Origin of the sequence: Microbacterium sp. VKM Ac-2923, from assembly GCF_022815605.1 — a bacterium.
In the GTDB taxonomy this organism is placed as follows: domain Bacteria; phylum Actinomycetota; class Actinomycetes; order Actinomycetales; family Microbacteriaceae; genus Microbacterium.
On record NZ_JALGRP010000005.1, the window covers coordinates 167,695 to 189,267 of the forward strand.

Genomic DNA, 21,573 nt, shown 5'->3' on the forward strand with positions numbered 1-21,573 from the left:
CGCACCGCGAGACGCCCGGGAGGCTCACTCCGCGGGAGCGTCGCCGTCCCGACGGGACAGCGTGAGCAGGGCACCGCGTTCTACTGTAGTCAACTCGCGCGCGGCTCCCACCGGGAGTGTTCCCAGGTGGAGGGGGCCGAACTGCCGCCTGACCAGCTCGACGACCGGGTGACCGACCTCCGCCATCATGCGGCGGACGATGCGGTTCTTCCCCGAGTGCAGCGTCAGCTCGACCAGGCTCTCCCCCCGCGAGGCATCGAGCAGCCGGGCTTTATCGGCCGCGATCCGCCCGTCGTCGAGCTGGACGCCCTTGATGAGCCGCTGGATGGTCTGCGGGAGCACCTGCCCCTCGACCTTGGCGATGTACACCTTCGTCACCCCGAACGAGGGGTGGGCGAGCACGTGCGCGAGGGCGCCGTCGTTGGTCAGGACGAGCAGGCCGCTGGTGTCGGCATCCAGTCGTCCGACGTTGTAGAGGCGCTCCTCCCATTCGTCGGCCCACTCCCGCAGGTCGGGACGACCGCGGTCGTCGCTCATCGAGCTGACGACTCCGGTGGGCTTGTTCAGGACGACGTAGCGCTTGGTCTCGTCGAGCTGGATCGCCGTGCCGTCGACGTCGACGAGGTCGGACTCGGGGTGGATGCGGCGGCCGAGCTCGGTGACGGTCTCGCCGTTCACCCGGACGCGTCCCTCGACGATCATGTTCTCGGCCACGCGCCGCGAGGCGACGCCCGCGTTGGCCAGCACCTTCTGCAGGCGGATGCCGTCGTCGCTCGCCGAGCCCGTGCCGGGGCCCGTGTCCGTGCCCCCCGTCGCTGAGCCTGTCGAAGCGTCGCTCATTTCAGTACCTCTCCGTCGAATCCGTTCGAGCCGTCGTCGAGCAACGGCGAGATGTGCGGCAGCTCGTCGAGCGAGTTGATGCCGAGGTGGACCAGCAGCTGGTCGGTGGTCCCGTAGTGGATGGCGCCCGTGTCGGGATCGGTGAAGACCTCGGTGATCAGGCCCCGCCCGAGCAGAGTGCGAACGACCGAGTCGACGTTGACCGCGCGGATGGATGCCACCTGCCCGCGCGTGACGGGCTGCTTGTACGCGATGACGGCCAGGGTCTCGAGCGCCGCCTGCGACAGTCGCGAGGGCGCCTGGGTGTTCACGAACTCCCCCACGACGTCGTCGTACTCCTCGCGGACGTAGAGGCGCCACCCGCCTCCCACCTCACGCAGCTCGAATCCCCGGCGCGGACCGCCGGTCTCCCCGTCGTAGTCGGCGACGAGCGCCTCGACGGCCTGACGCACGGCGGGCACGGGAGCGGCGACGGCGGCGGCGAGACTCACCAGGCTCTGCGGTTCGTCGACGACGAGCAGGATCGCCTCGAGGCGACGGGCGACGGATGCCGTGTCGTCCGGGCGGGATACCGGCATCGGGGCCTGCGTCTGTGTTGCGTCCGGCGTGGCCGCTTCGGGCGCGCTCGACGAAGGACGAGGATCAGCGGTCATAGTCGGCTCCGAGGGCGGCGAGGTTGTCGTCGGACCACCGTTCGGCGGTCCACCGCAGGATGAGCTCGCCGAGCGGCTCCGGCTGCTCGAACGACAACGCCCCGTGGCGGTAGAGCTCCAGGATCGACAGGAACCGCGCGACGACGACACCCGTCTCGGTGACCCCCGCGACGAGATCTCGGAAGTTCAGGATGCCGACGGAACGCAGCAGCGTCACGACGATCGCCGCCTGCTCGCGGATGCTGACGAGCGGGGCGTGCAGGTGGTCGAGCCCGACGGTGGGGATCTGCTTCGGGGTGAACGCCAGCACGGCCAGGGCGCCGAAGTCGGCGGCGCTCAGCGTCCAGGTCAGCTCCGGCACGGCGCTGCGGTACTTCTCGTCGAGACGCGCACTGCGGGTGTGGCGCGCGTCCTCGCGCTGCAGGCAGCGGGCAAACCACGACGACACCTCCTTGAAGGCGCGGTACTGCAGCAGGCGGGCGAACAGCAGGTCGCGCGCCTCCAGCAGCGCCACCGACTCGGCATCCACCAGCTCACCCTGCGGGAGGAGACCGGCGATCTTCATGTCGAGCAGCGTCGCCGCGACGACGAGGAATTCGGAGGTCTCGTCGAGGTCGCTCTCGGGTCCGAGGAGCCGGAGGTAGGCGATGAACTCGTCCGTCACGCGACTGAGCGCGACCTCGGTGATGTCGAGTTCGGCGCGCGAGATGAGGGTGAGCAGCAGGTCGAACGGACCGTCGAAGACGGGGAGGGTGACGCGGAACCCGGGCGCGACGTCGGTCCCGGTCCCTTCGACAGGCTCACGGACCTCGGTCGCGGGCTCTCGCACCGCCTCGGCGAGGTGGCTGAGCCCGTCGAAGCCGCCGGCCCCGGCTGTGGCGGCGAGGGTCTCGTCAGGCGACGGCGCCACGGGCGACCAGCTCCCGCGCCAACCGCAGGTAGGCCTGGGCGGCGGCGTGCTCGGGCGCGAACTCCGTGATCGGCATGCCCGACACGGAGGCATCCGGGAACTTCACCGTGCGACCGATGACCGTCTCGAGCACGTCGTTGCCGAACGCCTCGACGACCCGCTCGAGCACCTCGCGCGAGTGGAGCGTGCGGGGGTCGTACATCGTCGCGAGCACGCCGTCGAGCTCGATGGCGGGGTTGAGGCGATCGCGCACCTTGTCGATGGTCTCGACGAGCAGGGCCACTCCGCGCAGGGCGAAGAACTCGCACTCCAGCGGAATGAGCACCCCGTGCGCCGCGGTGAGCGCGTTCACGGTGAGCAGGCCGAGCGAGGGCTGGCAGTCGATGAGGATGACGTCGTAGTCGGCCGCGACCTTGCGCAGCACCCGCGCCAGGATCGTCTCGCGGGCGACCTCGTTGACCAGGTGCACCTCGGCCGCCGACAGGTCGATGTTGGCCGGCAGGAGGTCGAGTCCCTCGACGCGGGTCGGCACGATCACTTCGCGCGGGTCGCGCTTGGTGTCGAGCAGGAGGTCGTAGATGGTCGGCACGTCGTGCGTCTGGATGCCGAGACCCGCCGACAGCGCGCCCTGCGGGTCGAAGTCGATCGCGAGCACACGGCGGCCGTAGCCGGCGAGGGAGGCGGCCAGGTTGATGGTCGTCGTCGTCTTGCCGACGCCGCCCTTCTGGTTGCACAGCGCGATGATGCGGGCGGGACCGTGCCCGTCGAGCGGCTTCGGGGTGGGGAACCCCTGGTAGGGGCGTCCGGTGGGGCCGAGGATGACCTCGTCCGCGCCCGTTTTCGTGCCCTTCGTGCTCGCCGACACCAAGTCTCCCGCCTTCGTCATAACGCCCCCGAGTCTACCCGCCGCCCGCTCCCCCGCCCGCGTGACCCGCGGGCGGGGCGAGCCCGCGGTCGGATCCACCACCTCGCTGAGGCTTGCGCGGTACGGCGACCCGCCCGCCGCGCCCGCAACGTCAGCCATGCGCACAACCTCAGCGATTCGCACAACTTCAGCGACTCGCACAACCTCAGCGCAGAACAGCCTCAACCGGCTGACCTCACGCGAATCACTGACCTTATGACCGCCCGCGAAGCACCTCAGCCACCACTGCCCGGTCCCCGAGCCCGTCGAAGGGACCCGAACCCCGCCGCGCGCGCAACCTCAGCGATTCGCATAACCTCAGCGATTCACACAACCTCAGTGCAGAACAGCCTCAACCGGCTGACCTCACGCGAATCACTGACCTCATGACCGCCCGCGAAGCACCTCAGCCACCACTGCCCGGTCCCCGAGCCCGTCGAAGGGACCCGAACCCCGCTACGCTCCGCGCCGCCGGAGCGCCTGCACGAACAGCGCGAGCACCAGCGTCGCCGCGCCCCACGCGGCGGCGACCTTCACCAGCACCCCGTAGATGAGGTGGGTCGGGGTGTAGTCGGCGCCGAAGCCGCCCTCGACCGCGAGCGCGACGAGCGCCGCGACGACCAGCGCCGCGGGTAGAGACACCCACCATGCCACCCGCACGGCATCCGGAAGCACCCGGTCGACGGGCTTCGCGGTCCGCCGCGACAACCACCGCAGCGCGAAGATCGCCAGCACCGCGAGCCCGAACACCCCCGACCCGTACTGCAGCCACTTCACCCCCGGCAGCGGTCCCCACTGCTGCTCGAGGACCGGGAGCAGGGACTCCCCCGCCCGGCCCTCGTGCGTGAAGAAGTCCCACGCGACGTGCGTGACCACCCCGAGCGCGAGCGACAGCACGAGCCACAGGATGCCGACGACTCCCCCACTCAGGCTCTCGCGCGCCGCTGCGGCGACTCCGGCATCCCAACCCGCGGGGAGGCGCTCGGCGACGCGCCGGGGCACCAACTCCCGGGTCGCGGGGCGCAGCACGCAACGCCACACCAGGAGCAGCACGAACGCCATGACCACCGTCAGCGGCAGCCACCTCAGATCGTGGGTCACCGCGTACGGCGGCACGATCCCCCGGAGGAACAGCGACAGATCGGGAGTCATCGCGCCGACGGCGATCGCAGCGGGCACCAGCGGTGTGCGCACGAACGGCAAGGCCACGACCGCGTGGCTGACGGTGAACGGCATGTCAGCTGAGGAACAGCCCGGCGAGCGTCTTCTTGCCGCGTCGCAGCACGGACACCCCACCCGGCAGCGCACCGGTGACGATCGCGTCGTCGGCGGTCACTTTCTCGCCGTCGAGCGAGACGCCGCCCTGGGCGATCGCGCGACGCGCGTCGCTGAGGCTCGACGACAGGCCCGTGGCCGTGAGCGCCTCGACCACGGTCGACCCGGCGGCAACGGTGGCATGCGGCAGTTCCTCGAGCGCGCTGCGGAGCACCACGGCATCCAGCGTGGTCGCATCACCCTGACCGAACAGCGCCTCGGTTGCTGCGATGACCGCCTCGGTCGCCTCCGCGCCGTGCACGGTGGTCAGCACCTCGCGGGCGAGACGCTTCTGCGCGGCGCGGCGGAACGGCTCGGCCTCCACCAGCGCCTCGTAGGAGGTGATCTCGTCGCGCGTGAGGAACGTGAACACCTTCATGCGCTCCACGACGTCGCGGTCGTCGGTGTTGAGCCAGAACTGGTACATCACCCACGGGCTGCACATCTCGGCATCCAGCCAGATGGCGTTGCCCTCGCTCTTGCCGAACTTCGTGCCGTCACTGTTGGTGATCAGCGGCGTGCCGATCGCGTGGACCGTGGCACCCTCGGCCCGACGCACGAGGTCGGTGCCGCTGGTGAGGTTGCCCCACTGGTCGCTGCCGCCGGTCTGCAGCACGCAGCCGTACTGCCGGTGAAGCTCGAGGTAGTCCAGGCCCTGCAGGATCTGGTAGCTGAATTCGGTGTAGCTGATGCCCGCCTCGGAGTTCAGGCGCGCACTGACCGCGTCTTTCTTGAGCATCGTTCCGACGCGGAAGTACTTGCCGATCTCGCGCAGGAAGTCGATGGCGCTCAGCGGCGCCGTCCAGTCGAGGTTGTTGACGATGCGCGCGGCAGTGTCGCCCTCGAAGCTGAGGAAGCGCTCGACCTGAGCGCGGAGCTTTCCGACCCACTCCTCCACGGTCTCGCGCGTGTTGAGGGTGCGCTCGGCCGTCGGACGCGGGTCGCCGACGAGACCGGTCGAGCCGCCGACGAGACCGAGGGGAAAGTGCCCGGCGAGCTGCAGACGACGCATGGTGAGAAGCTGCACCAGGTTGCCCAGGTGCAGGCTCGGCGCGGTCGGGTCGAAGCCGCAGTAGAACACGATCGGGCCTCCGCCGAGCAGCTCGCGCAGCTCGCCCTCATCGGTCGACACGTGGATCAGACCCCGATAGACCAACTCGTCCCAGACGTTGTCGAAGGTCGGATCGTTGGCGGGTGCGAGGGCGCTCACGCGCGCCGCGTCAATCGAGGCAGACACCGGTTCAGGGTATCAGCGGGGCCGGAAGGCTCCGGATGCCGCTGACACTCCCGCACCGCAAGCTCGCCGCATCGCGGACTCACTCGTGCCTGCCTCACGAGTGCCGCACCCAGGGCTCACGTGCCTGCCTCACGCCTACCGGGCGTGCTCCCGCACCACAGGCTCGCCGCATCGCGGGCTCACGCCTACCGGGCGTGCTCCCGCACCACGGGCCCGCCGCACCGCGGCCTCACGCCTGCCGCACGCACTCCCGCACCGCGGGCTCGCCGCACCCCGGGCTCACGTGCCTGCCTCACGCCTACCGGGCGTGCTCCCGCACCACAGGCCCGCCGCACCGCGGCCTCGCGCCTGAAGCACGCACTCCCGCGCCGCAGGCCCGCCGCATCGTCGACTCACGAGTGCCGTGTCGCGATGCCCGGGTACTCCGTCACGAGTCCGGCCGCGTCGTAGAGCAGGTCGCACGCGAAGCCGAAGGTCGAGGACTCGTAGTGGAACACGACGCGTTCCGGGGCGGCCTCGATCAAGGTGTACCGCTGCTCGAGGCGTTCGACCCGGAGGTCGGGCGCGCGAACGAACGCAGCCGGTACGTCGATGGGTACCCCCGCGACCATCTCGCGGCGCCGGAGGGGAAGAGTGTTCGTCATCGCCGACGACTCGAAATCGATGTCGACGCACCCGTGCAGCTCCGGTCGCGACCGACCGTCGACCCGCCATCCGCCGCCGTCATCGCGCGACACGGTCACCTGTTTCTCGCCGGACACGGTCAACGCCGCTGCCCGCGCCTCCCGCGTGCGCCAGGCGCTGTCGACGATCACCGCGTAGTCGATCGACCACATCGACGCGCCGTCGTCGGCGGTCGTGCGGCCGGCGAGGCGATGTCCGTCGAGCGTCGGGACGAAGAAGACCACCTCGAACCCGGTTCGGGTTCCGTGGTGTCGCCACCCCGCCGACGCGGGAAGCGGTGCCAGTCGGTTCATCTGCGTCCTCCTCGGTCCGCGCTCACCCCGGCGCGATGCCCCACGACACCAGGAAAGCCGCCGCCAGGGCCGTCACCCAGCTGACGAGGCTGCCGATGAGGAAGTACTCCGCTCGGTCGCCGCCGTCGCCGTCGCGGGAGATCTCGGGGAAGCGCACGATGCCCTTCGCCGCGAGCACCGCGGCGATGAGCGTGTAGGCGCCGGCCAGGGTCAGCGCGAACACGAGGATGCGCTCGAGAGGCCCGATGAGCCGGCCACCCTTCAGCGTCGGCGCTGCGGCCTCGTCGCCCTCGTCACGCGGGCCCATCTCCGACCGCAGGGCGATGCGCACGACGGCGTTGCCCGACTCGAGTAGGAACACCAGGCACCCCACGACCAGCACGACCACGTCGACCGAGACGGCATCCGCGGGACGGTACGACACCCACATGTCGCCCAGGATGCCGGGGCGCGCGCGCCCGGGGGCGATCACCACGCAGGCCGCCGCGGCGAGCGCGAGCAACGCGACCGGCCAGAGTCCCGCGCGGGCGGGGCCGTGTTCGGGCACGACCCACGTCCAGATCGCGGCGACGGCGACGGCGAGGAGGCCGGCGACGACGGCGTCGAGTCCCGCGGCGACCACGATGAGCAGGGCGGCGGACGCCGCGAACGCGATCCACCGGCGGGTGCGGATCATCTGCCTCACCAGGTCGACCGCACCGACGGCGAGCAGCAGCAGACCGGCGGCGATCACGCGCGCGCTCCCCGTGTCAGCACGGCGAAGCCCTCGACGAGCGCGGCGGACCCGGCGGCGGCGAGTGCTTGCGACACCGCCGACTGGCTGATGCCCTCGCGTTCGGCGAGCTCGCGCTGCGACCATCCGAGGCAACGGCCGGCAGTGAGGCGGCGCGTGCGCTCGCTCATCGCGGAGACCAGCTGATCGCGCGCCAGGGTGTAGGCGTTGGCGACGGCGACGGTATCGACCATGGCGGAATCCTCTCCCTCGGCGGCGGCGATCCAGGTGCGCGCGAACGGCGCGGCGCGCTGCTGCATGCGCTCGACGGCCTCCACCGCGGTACGCGCCGCCCACCACGCGGGCCCCTCGGGCACGGTGCGGTCGTCGAGGGCGATGGGGCGGACCTCGCCCACCCCCACGCCGAAGCGGCAGTCGATGTCGTCGGGGAGGGCGAGGCGCACCAGCAGTAGCGACGCGAGAGCGTCGTGGAGACGGGGGTACTCCCCCTGCAGCTCGTCCCCGACCGTGGCCGTCAACGACTGCGTGGCGACCGGTAGATCGGCATCGACCTGCGCGATCACCTCGGCGAGGCGGCGCTGTGCGGCGGCGCGATCGGCGAGCCGCCGGGAGGCGACGATGTCGACGATCACTACGACGGTCACCACATAAGCCTATCGCTTATAGTTCTATTTTGATAAGCGAATGGCTGATATTCACGACACAAACGCCCGAGCGGCGGACTGAGCGCGGGCCACGAGATCTTCGCGCTGCTCTCGCACCCGATCAGGCGCGGTTCCACCCACCCCCGTGCGGCTGGCGACCGAACCTTCGATCGTGAGAACCTCGCGGACCGCGGGGGTGAGCTGGGGCGACACGGATGCCAAGAGCGCATCGTCGGCGTCTTCGAGGCCGATCTCGCGCTCCTCGCATGCCCGCACGAGAGCACCCGAGATCTCGTGGGCGTCACGGAACGCGACGCCCTGACGCACGAGCCACTCGGCCACGTCGGTGGCGAGCGAGAAGCCCTGAGGGGCGAGCTCGGCCATGCGGTCGGTGTGGAACCGCAGCGTGGCGACCATGCCGGAGAATGCGGGCAGGACGAGCTCCAGGGTGCGCACGGAGTCGAAGACCGGCTCTTTGTCTTCTTGCAGGTCGCGGTTGTAGGCCAACGGGAGCCCCTTGAGGGTGGCGAGCAGACCGGCGAGGTTGCCGATGAGACGCCCCGCCTTGCCGCGAGCGAGCTCGGCGATGTCGGGATTCTTCTTCTGCGGCATGATGCTCGACCCGGTCGAATACGCGTCGTCGAGCGTGACGAACCCGAACTCGCGTGTGTTCCACAGGATGATGTCTTCGGACAGTCGCGACAGGTCGACGCCGATCATCGCGGTGATGAAGGCGAACTCGGCGACGACGTCGCGCGACGCGGTGCCGTCGAGGGAGTTCTCGGCGGGGCGGGCGAGTCCCAGGTGGTCGGCCACCAGCTGCGGGTCGAGGCCGAGTGTGGCCCCGGCGAGCGCGCCGCCGCCGTAGGGCGAGACCGAGGCGCGTACCGACCAGTCGCGCAAGCGCTCGATGCCGCGCGTGAACGCCCAGCCGTATGCCTGCAGGTGATGGGCCAGCAGCACGGGCTGCGCGTGCTGCAGGTGCGTGCGGCCGGGCATGATCGCGCTCTCGTGCGCCTCGGCCTGGGCGACGAGGGCGTCGATGAGACGGAGCACCTCGCGGGTGAGCGTGCGGGCGTGATCGAGCAGGTAGAGCCGCACGAGGGTGGCGATCTGGTCGTTGCGGCTGCGGCCGGCGCGGAGCTTGCCGCCGACGGCGGGACCGACCGTCTCGATGAGCACCCGCTCGAGGGCGCCGTGCACGTCTTCGTCGCCGGGAGCCGCGACGAGCGAGCCGTCGCGCACGCGGGCGGCGAGCTCGTCGAGACCGTCGTGCATCGTCCGCGCCTCGTCGGCGGTGAGGTAGCCCGCGGCCTCGAGGGCGGCGGCGTGCGCGTGCGAACCGGCGATGTCGTAGAGCGCGAGGTCCCAGTCGAAATGGGTCGAGCGGCTCAACGCCGCCAGTTCGGGAGACGGTCCGCCCGAGAATCGGGCCCCCCACAGGGCGCCCTCGTTCGTGGTCTGACCGCTCTCGTGACTCATGCTCCCAGCCTAGCGAGGGCCGCCGACACCGTCGGAGCCGGAGCCGGAGCCCGAGCCCGAGCCGCGATCCGAGCCCATGTGCGACGCGGCCGGGCGGGCAGCGGCATCCCGTCCGACGACCAGCCGCACGACGAAGTCGATCAGCCATTCCAACGGACCGCGCCCAAGGGTCAGCGCCCATACCGTGCACCCGGCGACGAGGCCGAGGGTGAGCGGGAGGAACAGCCCCGCCTCACGGATGCCGGACAGGTCGCCCGTATCGCCGAGCAGGGCGAGGGCGACGAGGGCCCACACCACCAGCTGCAGCACGTAGGCGGTGAGGGGCATGGACCCGACCGCGCGCAGCGGCACGGCCACCCACCTCAGCGGCGTCCGGCACAGCAGCAGGCAGACGCCGATCGTGGCGAGAGCGAACCCGCCCGACCCGATGACCTCCCACAGCCCCGAGGAGTGATCCTCCGCGGTCAGCACGGTCGCCAGATAGGGACGACCGGCGACGGCCGGTGCGGTGGCGAGCGCCGCGCCGTAGCCCGCGAGCAGAAGGGCCCCGCCCGCCGTCACCAGCACGGCCTGCACGTCCAGTCGCCGCAGGTCGAGCCGTCCGACCCCCATCCCGGCGAGCAGGAAAGCGATCCACACCGTGAACGGATAGTTCCACCCGACCGCCGCCGCGATCTCCGCACCGGCGCGCCCCGCCCAGAGGGGCGCCGCGTCGAGCACCGGCTGGATCCACGGCATCACGAGCGCGAGCACCCCCGCGGCGACGAACAGTCCCCGCGCGCGCATCCCCAGGAACGGCAGGGCCAGCACGAACAGCAGGGCGTACGCCGGCAGGATGACGTACACCGGCACCCCGGTGGCCACCAGCAGCATGCCGATGACCCAGAGCATCGCTCCGCGCAGCGCCAGTCGCGCGCCGGCGCGGGGGCGGCGCTCCGGTCCGATCGGGCGGGACCCGCCGGTCACCAGCGCGATCGAGACGCCCGCGAGGGTGGCGAAGAGGATCGACGAACGCCCGTTGACCAGGGTGACCCACGTCTCGGGGTCGAGGCTGAGCCGCCGCTCCGTGTCGAGCAGGTGCGCGGCCAGCATGCCCAGCACGGCGAGGCCGCGCGCGAGATCCACGCCGACCAGTCGGCCCGGGCCGTCGAAACGGGCCCAGGCGCGACGGATCGGCGACGACGTCACTGCTGGCGCAGAAGCCACACCAGCAACGCCTTCTGGGCGTGGAGGCGGTTCTCGGCCTCGTCCCACACCACGCTCTGCGGACCGTCGATGACCTCGGCGTCGACCTCGTACCCGCGGTCGGCGGGGAGGCAGTGGATGAAGATCGCGCCGTCGGCCGCGCGCGTCATCAGCTCGCTGGTGACCTTGAAGCCGCCCAGGTCGCGGATGCGCGCGATCTTCTCTTCTTCTTTGCCCATCGAGACCCACGTGTCGGTGACGACGACGTCGGCTCCGGATGCCGCGGCGTCGGGGTCGGTCGAGAGGGTGATGGATCCCCCGGTCTCGGCGGCGATGCGCTCGGCATCGGCGATGACGTCGGCTCGGGGTGCGTAGTCGGCGGGTGCGGCGACGCGCACATGCATGCCGGCGGTCACGCCGGCGAGCACGTACGAGTGGGCCATGTTGCTCTGCCCGTCACCGAAGAACGACAGGGTCAGGCCCTTCAGGTCGCCCTTGTGCTCGCGGATTGTGAGCAGGTCGGCGAGCAGCTGGCACGGGTGGAAGTCGTCGCTCAACGCGTTGACGACCGGCACGCGGGTGCCGCGCGCCATCTCTTCCAGACCCGCCTGGGCGTAGGTGCGCCACACGATCGCGGCCACCTGGCGCTCCAGCACCCGGGCGGTGTCGGAGGGGGTCTCCTTGCCGCCGAGCTGGCTGTTGGCCGTCGAGATGATTAGCGGCGAGCCGCCCAGATCGGCGATGCCCACGGCGAACGACACGCGCGTGCGGGTCGAGGACTTGTCGAAGATCACCGCGACGGTCTGGGGGCCGGCGAGCGGTTTCTGCGCCCAGCGGTCCTTCTTCAGCTCGATGGCGAGGTCGAGGATCTCGGCCTGCTCGGCCGGTGTCAGGTCGTCGTCGCGCAGCAGGTGGCGGGTCACGCGGGGGCTCCTTCGAGGATGAGGGCATCGGAGACGGTGGCGAGGGCTGTGCCGAACAGGTCGAGGAACTCGGCCACCTCGGCATCCCCGATCGTCAGGGGGGGCGCGATGCGGATCGTGTCGTCGTTCGCGGCGTTCACGATGAGGCCATGCTGCTGCGCCGCGGCCACGACCGCCTTCGCGACGGGGCTCCTGAGGCCGATCCCCAGCAGTAGGCCCCGGCCGCGCACACCGCCGACGAGCGACGAGCCGAGCGCGGCGAGACCCTCGCGCAGCTGAGTCTCGCGACGGGCGGCGTTCTCGACGAGACCGGCCGACTCGATCTCTTCGAGCACGGCACCGCCGACGGCCGTTCCCAGGGCATTGCCGCCGAAAGTGGAGCCGTGCGTGCCGGGGAAGAACAGATCGCTGGCCGCGCCGAACGTGATGAGCGCGCCGATGGGGAAGCCGCCGCCGATGCCCTTCGCCACGGTGATGGCGTCGGGCACGATGCCGGCGTGCTGGAAGGCGAACCAGGCACCGGTGCGTCCGGCGCCGGTCTGGATCTCATCCACGATCAGCAGCGCGCCGTGGCGCTCGGTGATCTCGCGCGCAGCCGCCAGGTACCCCTCGGGCAGCTCGACGACACCCGCTTCTCCCTGGATGGGCTCGACGAGCAGCGCCGCGACCCGCTCGTCCATCGCGGCCTCGAGGGCCTCGACGGTGGCGTCGATGTGCTCGACCCCCGGGACCATGGGCAGGAAGTCGGCCTGAAGGGCCGGCTTACCCGTCAGCGCGAGCGCGCCCATCGTGCGACCGTGGAAGCCGCCCTTGAGCGTGAGGATGCGGGTGCGGTCGGTGCCTCGGCCCTGCAGGCGCGCGAGCTTGAGGGCCGCCTCGTTGGCTTCGGCCCCGGAGTTGCCGAAGTAGACACGGCCCGACTCCCCCGTGCCCGCGAGGCGCTTCAGGCGCGCGGCCATTGCCAGCTGCGGGGGCGTGGCGAAGTAGTTCGACACGTGCGAGAGCGTCGACGCCTGTGCGGTCAGGGCCTCCACGAACACCGGGTGGGCGTGACCGAGGGCGTTCACGGCGATGCCGGCCAGGAAGTCGAGGTACTTCGTGTCGTCGCTGTCCCACACGTAGGCACCCTGTCCGCGCACGAACAGGGCCATCCGATCGCCGAAGCTGCGGACGAGGTCGCGTCCGGCGTCTTCCTGCCAGGTTGCGGTGGTCATGCGACCACCTCCGTTCCGATTCCCTTGCTGGTGAACAATTCGACGAGCACCGAGTGCGGCACGCGTCCGTCGATGATGGCCGCGCTGGGCACTCCCCCCTCGACGGCGTCGAGGCATGCCTGCATCTTGGGGATCATCCCCGACTCGAGCTTCGGCAGCATCGCGCGCAGCTCCGTCGAGGTGAGGTGCGACACGAGCGAGTCCCGGTTCGGCCAGTCGGCGTATAGCCCGGGCACATCGGTCAGCACGACGAGCTTCTTGGCGTCGAGCGCCGTCGCGAGAGCGGCCGCCGCAGCATCCGCGTTCACGTTCAACGATGTGCCCGGGTTGTCGAGGTCGGGCGCGATGCTCGACACGATCGGCACGCGACCCGCGGCGAGATGGTCGAGCACGGTCTGCGGGTCGACGGTGACGACGTCACCGACACGCCCGAGGTCGTGCTCGACGCCGTCGACCGTCACGCCGCGACGACGACCGCCGAACAGGCCGGCGTCCTCGCCGCTGAGGCCCGTCGCGAGGGGTCCGTGGGCGTTCACCTTGGCCACCAGCTGCGGGTTGATCTGACCGGTGAGCACCATGCGCACCACGCCGATCGCCTCGGTGGAGGTGACGCGATACCCGCCGCGGAATTCGCTGGGGATGTCGAGGCGGTTCAGCATCGACGAGATCTGCGGCCCACCGCCGTGCACGACGACGGGCTTGACGCCCACGTAGCGGAGGTAGGCGATGTCGGCGGCGAACGCGTCCTGCAGTTCCTCGCTGACCATGGCGTTTCCGCCGTACTTCACGACGACGACCTGATCGCGGTACTTGCGCACCCACGGCAGCGACTCGACGAGCGTGACCGCCCGCTCACTGGCCTCGGCGGGATCGGTGTCTTGGAGGTCGATGTGTGTCATGAGGAGTAGGCGCTGTTCTCGTGGACGTAATCGTGCGTGAGGTCGTTGGTGCGGATGGTGGCCGACGCCTCCCCGACGCGCAGGTCGAGGACCAGCTCGGTCGCGCGGGGGGTGAGGTCGACGTCTTCGCGGGGGCGGTCCGGACCGCCGGCGGTGCAGACGCGCACGCCGTTCATCCACACGTCCACGTCGTACGGGTCGAAGGCCGCGTCGGTCGTGCCGATGGCCGCGAGCACACGCCCCCAGTTGGGGTCGTTGCCGAAGATCGCGGCCTTGAAGAGGTTGTTGCGGGCGATGGAGCGCCCCACCTCGACGGCGTCATCCTCGGATGCCGCGTTCGTCACCCGGATCGTTATGTCGTGACTGGCACCCTCGGCGTCGCCCTGGAGCTGCGAGGCGAGGTCATCGCACACGGCGATGAGGGCCGCCGTGAACTCCTCGACATCGACACGGATGCCGCTCGCCCCGCTCGCCATCAGCGTCACCTGATCGTTGGTCGACATGCACCCGTCGGAGTCCAGCCGGTCGAAGCTCACCCGCGTGGCGGCGCGGAGCGCGGCATCCGCTTCGGAGGGCTCGAGCACGACGTCGGTGGTGATGACGACGAGCATCGTCGCCAGGCCCGGGGCGAGCATGCCGGCGCCCTTGGCCATGCCGCCGATCGCCCACCCGTCGCCGATGTGGACGGCCCGCTTGGGCTTCGAGTCGGTCGTCATGATCGCGAGGGAGGCGTCGTCGCCGCCATCGGCGGAGAGTGCGGCGACCCCCTTCTCGACACCGTCGAGTACCTTGGCGCGGAACACCTCGTCGCCGGTTCCGATGAGCCCCGTCGAGCACACGACCACGTCGCCCGCGCCGACTCCGAGGAGGTCGGCGGCGCGCTCGGCGGTCTGGTGCGTAGTCTGGAATCCGAAGGAGCCGGTGAAGCAATTGGCGCCGCCGGAGTTGAGCACGACGGCCTCGACGACGCCGTCTTTCACGACCTGCTCCGACCACAGGATGGGGTTGGCCTTCGCCCTGTTCGAGGTGAAGACCGCAGCCCCCACCTTGAGGGGACCGCGGTTGACGACGACGGCGACGTCGCGGGCGCCGGTCGACTTCAGGCCGACGGCGACTCCGGCCGCCTCGAATCCGGCGGGGGCGGTCACGCTCACGGGGCGACTCCGTTCAGGGGAAGGGCGGTGGCCTCGGCGAGACCCAGGGCGATGTTCATGGACTGCACCGCGGCTCCCGCGGTGCCCTTGACGAGGTTGTCGACGGCCGCGACGACGATCACGCGGTTCGCCGCGCGGTCGATCGCGAGGCCGAGCGAGGCGACGTTGGCCCCCAGCACGTCTGCCGTGCGCGGGAAGACCCCCGCGGGCAACAGCTCGACGAACGTCTCGTCGGCGTACGCGGCCTCCCACGCGGCGCGGATCTCGGCATCCGTCACGTCGCCGCGGATCGGAGCGGTCGAGGTGGCCAGAATGCCGCGCGACATCGGCACGAGCACGGGAGTGAACGAGATCCGGATGCCATCGGCCGGCGCCCCCGCGGCAGCGAGGGCCTGACGGATCTCGGGGATGTGACGATGCGTACCGCCGACGGCATACGGGTTCGCCGTGCCGAGGATCTCGCTGGCGAGCAGGTTGGTCTTGGCGGCCTTGCCGGCACCGCTCGGGCCCACGGCGAGCACCGAGACGATGTCGCCCGCATCAATCACGCCCGCGGCAACCCCCGGGGCGAGCGAGAGGGCGACGGTGGAGGCGTTGCATCCCGGGGCCGCGATGCGCGTCGCACCGCGGAGGTGCTCCCGCTGCTTAACACCGCCGACGGTGAGCTCGGGCACCCCGTACGCCCACGGCTCGGGGTGGTCCCCGCCGTAGAACGCCGCCCAATCCTCGGGCGAGGTCAGTCGGTGGTCGGCGCCGGCGTCGATCACCAGCGGCGTGTCGGCGAGGGCGTCGGTGTACTGCGCCGACTGCCCGTGCGGCAGGGCGAGGAACACCACGTCGTGCCCGGCGAGCACCTCGGGGGTCGTGGCCTGCAGGTCGAGGTGGGCGAGCGAGCGCAGGTGAGGCTGGTGGGCGAGCAACGGCTGCCCGGCGCTGGAGTGCGCGGTGACCGTGCGGACCTCGATGTCGGGATGGGCGGCGAGGAGGCGGAGGATCTCGCCGCCCGCATAGCCGGAAGCGCCGGAGACGGCGACCGAGAGGGTCATTGTTCTACCTTACGAGTCGGGACGTGTGCTGAATCAGCGTGAACCGGGGCGGCGACGCCCGCATGCCCGACCGTCGGCGGGTTTACGAGGTCGCCGAGAGTCGGCGCGTGACCCGACGTCGACGCGCGCCACCGGTGCTCACGGAGAGCTCCTCGGTACGCACGGTGATCGACGACATGTGGTGAGGGTAGCCGCCCCGCGGGCGGGCGGGCAAATCGGCGCGGGCGGGGGGAATGCCGAAGCGCCGCACGACGAGAGTCGGCGGCGCTTCGGACGGGACACGTCAGTCGCGGATGGCCGCACCGAACCGCTCAGCCGCCACGGCGACCCCGGCCAGCTTGGCGTCCGTCGCCTCGGCGGCCGTCAACGTGCGGTCGGCGGCGCGGAAGCGCAGGGCGTAGGTGAGGCTCTTCGTGCCCTCGGCCAGCCCCGGTCCGCGGTAGTCGTCGACCAGACGAGCTCCCTCGAGGAGCGGGGCGCCACCCTCGAGGAGCGCGGCGCGCACGGCGCCGGCCGCCACCTCGAGCGGCACGGTGAGCGAGACGTCCTGCGTTGCGGCGGGGAAGCCGGAGAGGGATGCCGCGACCACACGCGCCTGCGCCAGCTCGAGCATCGCGTCGAGGTCGAGCTCGGCGACGAGCACCCGGCCCGGCAGGTCGGCGTCGGCCGACACGGTCGGCAGCAGCTCGCCGACGTAGCCGATGTCGTGCCCCGCGGCGAGCACGCGGGCGGTGCGCCCGGGGTGCAGGGCCGCGCGCTGCGCCTGCACGAGCTCGATGTCGAGCCCGGCGGCCGCGGCCAGCACGCGCACGGCGTCGACCGCGTCGGCGAGGTCGGCCGCCACGGCCGCCTGTCCGGGCTGCTTCGCCACGGTGTGGCCGGTGAGCAGCACGGCGACGTGGCGGCGCTGCGGCGGGATCGAGGCGTCGAGGGCGGTGAGGGTCGCGGCATCCGGGCGCACGGCCAGCGGCGGCACGGACGGCGTGCCGTACTGCACGCCCGGCTTGGGCAGGAACACCGTGCCGGTCTCGAACAGCGCCAGGTCGACGATGCCGCGGGCGACGTTGCGGTGCGCCACCTGCAGCAGCGCCGGAACCAGAGAACGGCGCAGGAACGGCGCCAGACCGTCGAGCGGGTTGGCGAGCTTCACGCTCGGCAGCCGGTCGCCCGAGGGCGAGCCGTGCAGCGCGTTCTGCTCCTCGGTGGTGAAGGGGAACGACGGCGTCTCGACGAATCCGGCCGAGGCGAGCGCGTTCGACACGCGACGGCGGCCCTGCTGGGCACCGGTCAGGCCGCGCCCGGACGGCGGCGTCGGCAGCACCGAGGGGATGCGGTCGTAGCCCTCGATGCGGGCCACCTCTTCGGCGAGCGTCCATTTGTCGGTGAGGTCGTGGCGCCAGGACGGCGCGGTCACCGACCAGCCGGCGTCGCGCTGCTCGACGGCGCAGCCGATGAGACGCAGGGCCGACACGGTCTCGTCGTCGGTGTAGTCGACCCCGATGAGCCCCGACACGAAGCCCGCGGGCAACGTGATCGGCTCGCGCCGGTAGGTCGACGACAGCGACCCGCCGAGCTCGGTGTCGAGGGTGCCCCCGGCGAGCTCGACCATCAGCGAGGCCACGCGCTCGGCGGCGACGTACGGCACCAGCGGGTCGACGCCGCGCTCGAAGCGGCGCGACGCCTCGGACGGCAGCTTGTGCCGCCGCGCGGTGCGGGCGATCGACACCTGGTCGAAGGTGGCCGCCTCGATGAGCACGTTGCGCGTGGCATCGCTCATCTCGGTGGGGCCGCCGCCCATGACACCGGCCAGGCCGATGGGACCCGAGTCGTCGGTGATGAGCAGATCTTCGGCGTTGAGCGTGCGCACCTGACCGTCGAGGGTCTCGAGCTTCTCGCCCTGCTCGGCGCGGCGCACGGTGATGCCGCCCTGCAGCCGGTCGAGGTCGTACCCGTGGATGGGCTGCCCGAGCTCGAGCATGACGTAGTTGGTGATGTCGATGAGCACACCGAGCGAGCGGATGCCGGCCAGCGACAGCCGCGTGATCATCCACGGCGGCGTCGGGCGCGAGGGGTCGACGTCGCGCACGATGCGGGCCACGAACTCGGTGGCGCCGTCACGTCCCCGGATGGGGGCCGCGTCGGCGACCGCGATCGAGAAGCCCGAGGGCGTGCGCGAGACGGCCTCGTCGTGGCCCGTGCCGGGATCGCGGAAGGCGGCGCCGGTGGCGTGCGAGTACTCACGAGCGACTCCGCGCAGCGACAGGGCGTAGCCGCGGTCGGGGGTGACGTTGATCTCGACGGCGAGGTCGTCGAGACCCAGCAGTGCGATGGCATCCGTTCCGACGGGCGCATCGATGCCGAGGTCGATCAAGCGCAGGATGCCGGAGTGCTCGCTGCCGAGACCCAGCTCCTTCGCCGAGGCGATCATGCCGTCGGACACGTGCCCGTAGGTCTTGCGCGCGGCGATGGGGAAGGGTCCGGGCAGCACGGAGCCGGGCAGTGTCACCACGACCTTGTCTCCGGCGAAGAAGTTGCCCGCGCCGCAGACGACGCCGCGCACTCCCCCGTTCTCGCTACCGACGTCGACCTGGCACCAGCGGATGGTCTTGCCGTTGGACTGCGGCTCGGGGATGAACTCCTTCACCTCGCCGACGACGATGGGGCCGGACAGCTCGAAGCGGTGCACGTCTTCTTCTTCGAAGCCGACTGAGACCAACGCCTCGAGGACGTCTTCGGGCGTGGCCTTCACAGGTACGTCGACGTACTCGCGCAACCAGGAGAGCGGGACGCGCATCAGACCACCATTCCGAACTGCTCGCTGAAGCGCACATCGCCCTCGGCCATGTCGCGCATGTCTTGCACGTCGCTGCGGAACATGAGCGTGCGCTCGATGCCCATGCCGAAGGCGAAGCCCGAGTACTCCTCGGGGTCGATACCGGCGGCTCGCAGGACGTTGGGGTTCACCATTCCGCAGCCGCCCCACTCGATCCAGCGCGCCCCGCCCTTGAAGGTCGGGTGCCACAGGTCGAGTTCGGCGCTCGGCTCGGTGAAGGGGAAGAAGTTGGCACGGAAGCGCGTCTTGGCCTCGGGTCCGAAGAGCACGCGCGCGGCGTGGTCGAGGGTGCCCTTGAGGTGCGCCATCGTGATGTTCTTGTCGATGACCAGACCCTCGAACTGCGTGAACACCGGCAGGTGCGTCGCGTCGAACTCGTCGGTGCGGTACACCCGACCCGGGCACAGCACGTAGATGGGCAGGTCGCGCTCGAGCATCGACCGCACCTGCACGGGGCTCGTGTGGGTGCGGAGCACCAGGTGGCGGGCGACCGGGTCGACGAAGAAGGTGTCCTGCATCTGACGGGCGGGGTGGTCGACGTCGAAGTTCAGCGCGTCGAAGTTGAACCACTCGTGCTCGAGCTCGGGCCCCTCGGCGATCTCCCACCCCATGCCGACGAAGATGTCCGACACCTGCTCCTGCAGGAGCGAGATCGGATGCCGCGCCCCCACGCGCGCGCGCTGCGGCAGCGCCGTCACGTCGATGCGTTCGGCCTCGAGTTGGGCGGCGGTCTCGGCCTGGGCCACCTCGGCCTCGCGGGTGGCGAGCGCCTGGTTCACCCGCCCGCGGGCCTGGCCGACGAGCTTGCCGACCGCAGCCTTCTGGTCGGGGGCGACGTGGCGCATCTGGGCGTTCAGCCGCGCGAGGGCGGACTGCTCCCCTGTGTGCGCGGAGCGGGCGGCTTTCAGCTCGGCCGTGGTCGCGGCCGCGGCGATGGCCGCGAGAGCGGCATCGACGGCGGAGGCGACGGCCTCGGGGGTGATCTCGGGTGCGTCGGACACGAGATGAGAGTCTACCGACGGGCGGGGACACTCCCCCGCCCGTCGGTGGTCCGACTCAGATCGCCGACCCGCCGCGCTGGGCGACGATCAGCGAGGTGTCGGTGGCACCCTGCTGGAGCGGCTGCACGGGAGCGGCGACGTCGCCCCGCGGCGAGCGGCGCAAGCGCTTCTCGACCAGCGTCGCCACGAACGACAGGATCAGGCAGAGCGCGATGTAGATCGCACCGACGATGATCGTGGCCGGGATGATGGGCGACCCGACGCTCGGCTGCGCGCCGATGTACTTCGCGTAGAAGAGCAACTCGGGGTAAGTGATGATGAAGCCGAGCGCCGTGTCCTTCAGCGTCACGACGAGCTGGGCGATGATGACCGGCATCATCGCGCGGATCGCCTGCGGGAGCAGGATCAGACGCATGACTCCGGCCTTGCGCAGGCCGACGGCGTAGCCCGCCTCGGCCTGTCCGCTCGGCAGCGACTCCACGCCCGCACGGATGACCTCCGCCAGCACCGAGCCGTTGTAGCAGACGAGGGCGATGACGACGGCCCAGTACGGCTCCATGCGGATGCCGATCACGGGGAAGCCGTAGTACAGCAGGAACATGAAGACCAGGACGGGGATCGCGCGGAAGACCTCGATGACGGCCGTGAAGGGCCAGCGCACCCACTTGTGGTTGGAGAGCCGACCGATGGCGAGGACGAAGCCGAGCACCAATGCCCCGACCGCCGCCGCCGCGAAAGCCGCGAGCGTCGCGAGGGTGGCGTTGAGGATGCTCGTCCACACGTTGGTGTAGGTGAAGGCCGACCACTTCTGGGCGGTGAACTGCCCGGTGTCGGCGAGGCGCCAGACGAAGAAGCCGACGATCGCGAGGACGACGACGATCGTCAGCACCCCGAGGATGCGGTTGCGGACGATCGCCTTCGGTCCGGGGACGTCGTACAGGACGCTGCTCATCGGGCGACCCTCCATCGATTCTCGAGCGTTCGCTGCAGCCACGACAGGAGGAGCACCAGCGCGACGAAGGTGACCATCACCCAGAGGATGACGATGAACGCGTTCTCTCCGCGCTCACTGAGGTAGTTGCGTACCGATCCGAGGTTCACGATCGAGAACCCGGCGGCGACGGTGGTGTTCTTCAGCAGGGCGATGAACACGCTCATCATCGGCGGGATGACGGAGCGGAACGCCTGCGGGAGGATGACGAGCGACATCACCTGGCCGAAGCTGAGGCCGAGAGCTCGTGCGGCCTCCGCCTGACCGACCGGCACGGTGTTGACACCGGAACGGATCGCCTCGGCGACGTAGGTGGCGGTATAGATGCCCAGGGCGCAGATACCGAGCGTGAGCGACACGTCGCCGGTGAGCCGCAGCCCGAGCAGGGGCGGCAGCGCGAAGACGAAGGCGAAGAAGACCAGCGTCAACGGGGTGTTCCGGATGGCGCTGACGTAGAACGTGCCGACGCCTCGGGCGATGGGCACCGGGGAGACGCGCATCGCGCCGACGATGATGCCGAGGACGAGCGCCAACGCGCCGCCGGCGAAGAAGAGCACGAGCGTGCCGACGAGCGCTTCGCTCCAGATGTCGAGGTTGTCGGTGATGACACCCATGCGTGGTCCTTATCTCGGA

General features: G+C 70.8%; 20 protein-coding genes. All 20 read right to left on the bottom strand.

The features are described 5' to 3' along the window. Window positions 1-24: 24 nt before the first annotated feature. The 20 genes from MT347_RS10420 to MT347_RS10515 all read right to left on the bottom strand — a co-directional run bounded on the left by MT347_RS10420 (window position 25) and on the right by MT347_RS10515 (window position 21,554). Window positions 25-840: a pseudouridine synthase gene (locus tag MT347_RS10420; protein WP_243500831.1), complete on the bottom strand. Its 816-nt coding sequence runs from the start codon at window positions 838-840 to the stop codon at window positions 25-27. Further along, window positions 837-1,418, bottom strand: a complete 582-nt coding sequence (scpB, locus tag MT347_RS10425; protein ID WP_243500833.1) for an SMC-Scp complex subunit ScpB — start codon at window positions 1,416-1,418, stop codon at window positions 837-839. The genes MT347_RS10420 and scpB overlap by 4 nt, the downstream gene beginning before the upstream one ends. Window positions 1,419-1,482: 64 nt before the next feature. Further along, entirely contained in the window at window positions 1,483-2,403 is a 921-nt protein-coding gene (locus MT347_RS10430) for a ScpA family protein (protein WP_374206526.1), read from the bottom strand. Next, entirely contained in the window at window positions 2,387-3,289 is a 903-nt protein-coding gene (locus tag MT347_RS10435) for a ParA family protein (RefSeq protein WP_243500835.1), read from the bottom strand. The genes MT347_RS10430 and MT347_RS10435 overlap by 17 nt, the downstream gene beginning before the upstream one ends. A 474-nt stretch (window positions 3,290-3,763) precedes the next feature. After that, the gene (locus MT347_RS10440) at window positions 3,764-4,543 is read right to left on the bottom strand and encodes a DUF4184 family protein (RefSeq protein ID WP_243500837.1); all 780 of its coding nucleotides are present in this window, start codon (window positions 4,541-4,543) and stop codon (window positions 3,764-3,766) included. A 1-nt stretch (window position 4,544) separates the two neighbouring features. Then, window positions 4,545-5,858 (bottom strand): tyrosine--tRNA ligase, encoded by a 1,314-nt coding sequence (gene tyrS / locus MT347_RS10445; protein WP_243500839.1) that lies wholly within the window; start codon window positions 5,856-5,858, stop codon window positions 4,545-4,547. Window positions 5,859-6,250: 392 nt separating this feature from the next. Then, entirely contained in the window at window positions 6,251-6,835 is a 585-nt protein-coding gene (locus MT347_RS10450; protein ID WP_243500841.1) for a putative glycolipid-binding domain-containing protein, read from the bottom strand. Window positions 6,836-6,857: 22 nt separating this feature from the next. Further along, window positions 6,858-7,568 (bottom strand): hypothetical protein, encoded by a 711-nt coding sequence (locus MT347_RS10455; RefSeq protein WP_243500843.1) that lies wholly within the window; start codon window positions 7,566-7,568, stop codon window positions 6,858-6,860. Then, entirely contained in the window at window positions 7,565-8,212 is a 648-nt protein-coding gene (locus tag MT347_RS10460; protein ID WP_243500845.1) for a SatD family protein, read from the bottom strand. The genes MT347_RS10455 and MT347_RS10460 overlap by 4 nt, the downstream gene beginning before the upstream one ends. 51 nt (window positions 8,213-8,263) lie before the next feature. After that, window positions 8,264-9,694: an argininosuccinate lyase gene (argH, locus tag MT347_RS10465; protein WP_243500847.1), complete on the bottom strand. Its 1,431-nt coding sequence runs from the start codon at window positions 9,692-9,694 to the stop codon at window positions 8,264-8,266. A gap of 9 nt (window positions 9,695-9,703) precedes the next feature. Next, window positions 9,704-10,819 (bottom strand): heparan-alpha-glucosaminide N-acetyltransferase domain-containing protein, encoded by a 1,116-nt coding sequence (locus MT347_RS10470; RefSeq protein WP_243500849.1) that lies wholly within the window; start codon window positions 10,817-10,819, stop codon window positions 9,704-9,706. Between the two features lie 59 nt (window positions 10,820-10,878). Continuing rightward, window positions 10,879-11,802, bottom strand: coding sequence for an ornithine carbamoyltransferase (gene argF, locus MT347_RS10475; RefSeq protein ID WP_243500851.1), 924 nt, complete (start codon window positions 11,800-11,802; stop codon window positions 10,879-10,881). Then, a complete protein-coding gene (locus tag MT347_RS10480; RefSeq protein WP_243500853.1) occupies window positions 11,799-13,016 on the bottom strand; it encodes an acetylornithine transaminase in 1,218 nt (405 codons plus the stop codon). Before MT347_RS10480 ends, argF begins: the two co-directional genes overlap by 4 nt. Further along, window positions 13,013-13,915, bottom strand: a complete 903-nt coding sequence (gene argB / locus MT347_RS10485; RefSeq protein WP_243500856.1) for an acetylglutamate kinase — start codon at window positions 13,913-13,915, stop codon at window positions 13,013-13,015. The genes MT347_RS10480 and argB overlap by 4 nt, the downstream gene beginning before the upstream one ends. After that, window positions 13,912-15,069 (bottom strand): bifunctional glutamate N-acetyltransferase/amino-acid acetyltransferase ArgJ, encoded by a 1,158-nt coding sequence (argJ, locus tag MT347_RS10490; RefSeq protein WP_243500858.1) that lies wholly within the window; start codon window positions 15,067-15,069, stop codon window positions 13,912-13,914. The genes argB and argJ overlap by 4 nt, the downstream gene beginning before the upstream one ends. Next, complete coding sequence (gene argC, locus MT347_RS10495; RefSeq protein WP_243500860.1) at window positions 15,066-16,115, bottom strand: N-acetyl-gamma-glutamyl-phosphate reductase; 1,050 nt, start codon at window positions 16,113-16,115, stop codon at window positions 15,066-15,068. The genes argJ and argC overlap by 4 nt, the downstream gene beginning before the upstream one ends. Before the next feature lie 283 nt (window positions 16,116-16,398). Further along, window positions 16,399-18,909 (bottom strand): phenylalanine--tRNA ligase subunit beta, encoded by a 2,511-nt coding sequence (pheT, locus tag MT347_RS10500; RefSeq protein ID WP_243500862.1) that lies wholly within the window; start codon window positions 18,907-18,909, stop codon window positions 16,399-16,401. Further along, window positions 18,909-19,949, bottom strand: a complete 1,041-nt coding sequence (gene pheS / locus MT347_RS10505; RefSeq protein WP_243500864.1) for a phenylalanine--tRNA ligase subunit alpha — start codon at window positions 19,947-19,949, stop codon at window positions 18,909-18,911. The genes pheT and pheS overlap by 1 nt, the downstream gene beginning before the upstream one ends. A gap of 55 nt (window positions 19,950-20,004) precedes the next feature. Continuing rightward, window positions 20,005-20,901 carry an amino acid ABC transporter permease gene (locus MT347_RS10510; protein ID WP_243500866.1) on the bottom strand — a complete coding sequence of 299 codons (897 nt, stop codon included), beginning with the start codon at window positions 20,899-20,901 and terminating at the stop codon, window positions 20,005-20,007. After that, window positions 20,898-21,554 carry an amino acid ABC transporter permease gene (locus MT347_RS10515; protein ID WP_243500868.1) on the bottom strand — a complete coding sequence of 219 codons (657 nt, stop codon included), beginning with the start codon at window positions 21,552-21,554 and terminating at the stop codon, window positions 20,898-20,900. The genes MT347_RS10510 and MT347_RS10515 overlap by 4 nt, the downstream gene beginning before the upstream one ends. Between the last annotated feature and the right edge of the window lie 19 nt (window positions 21,555-21,573).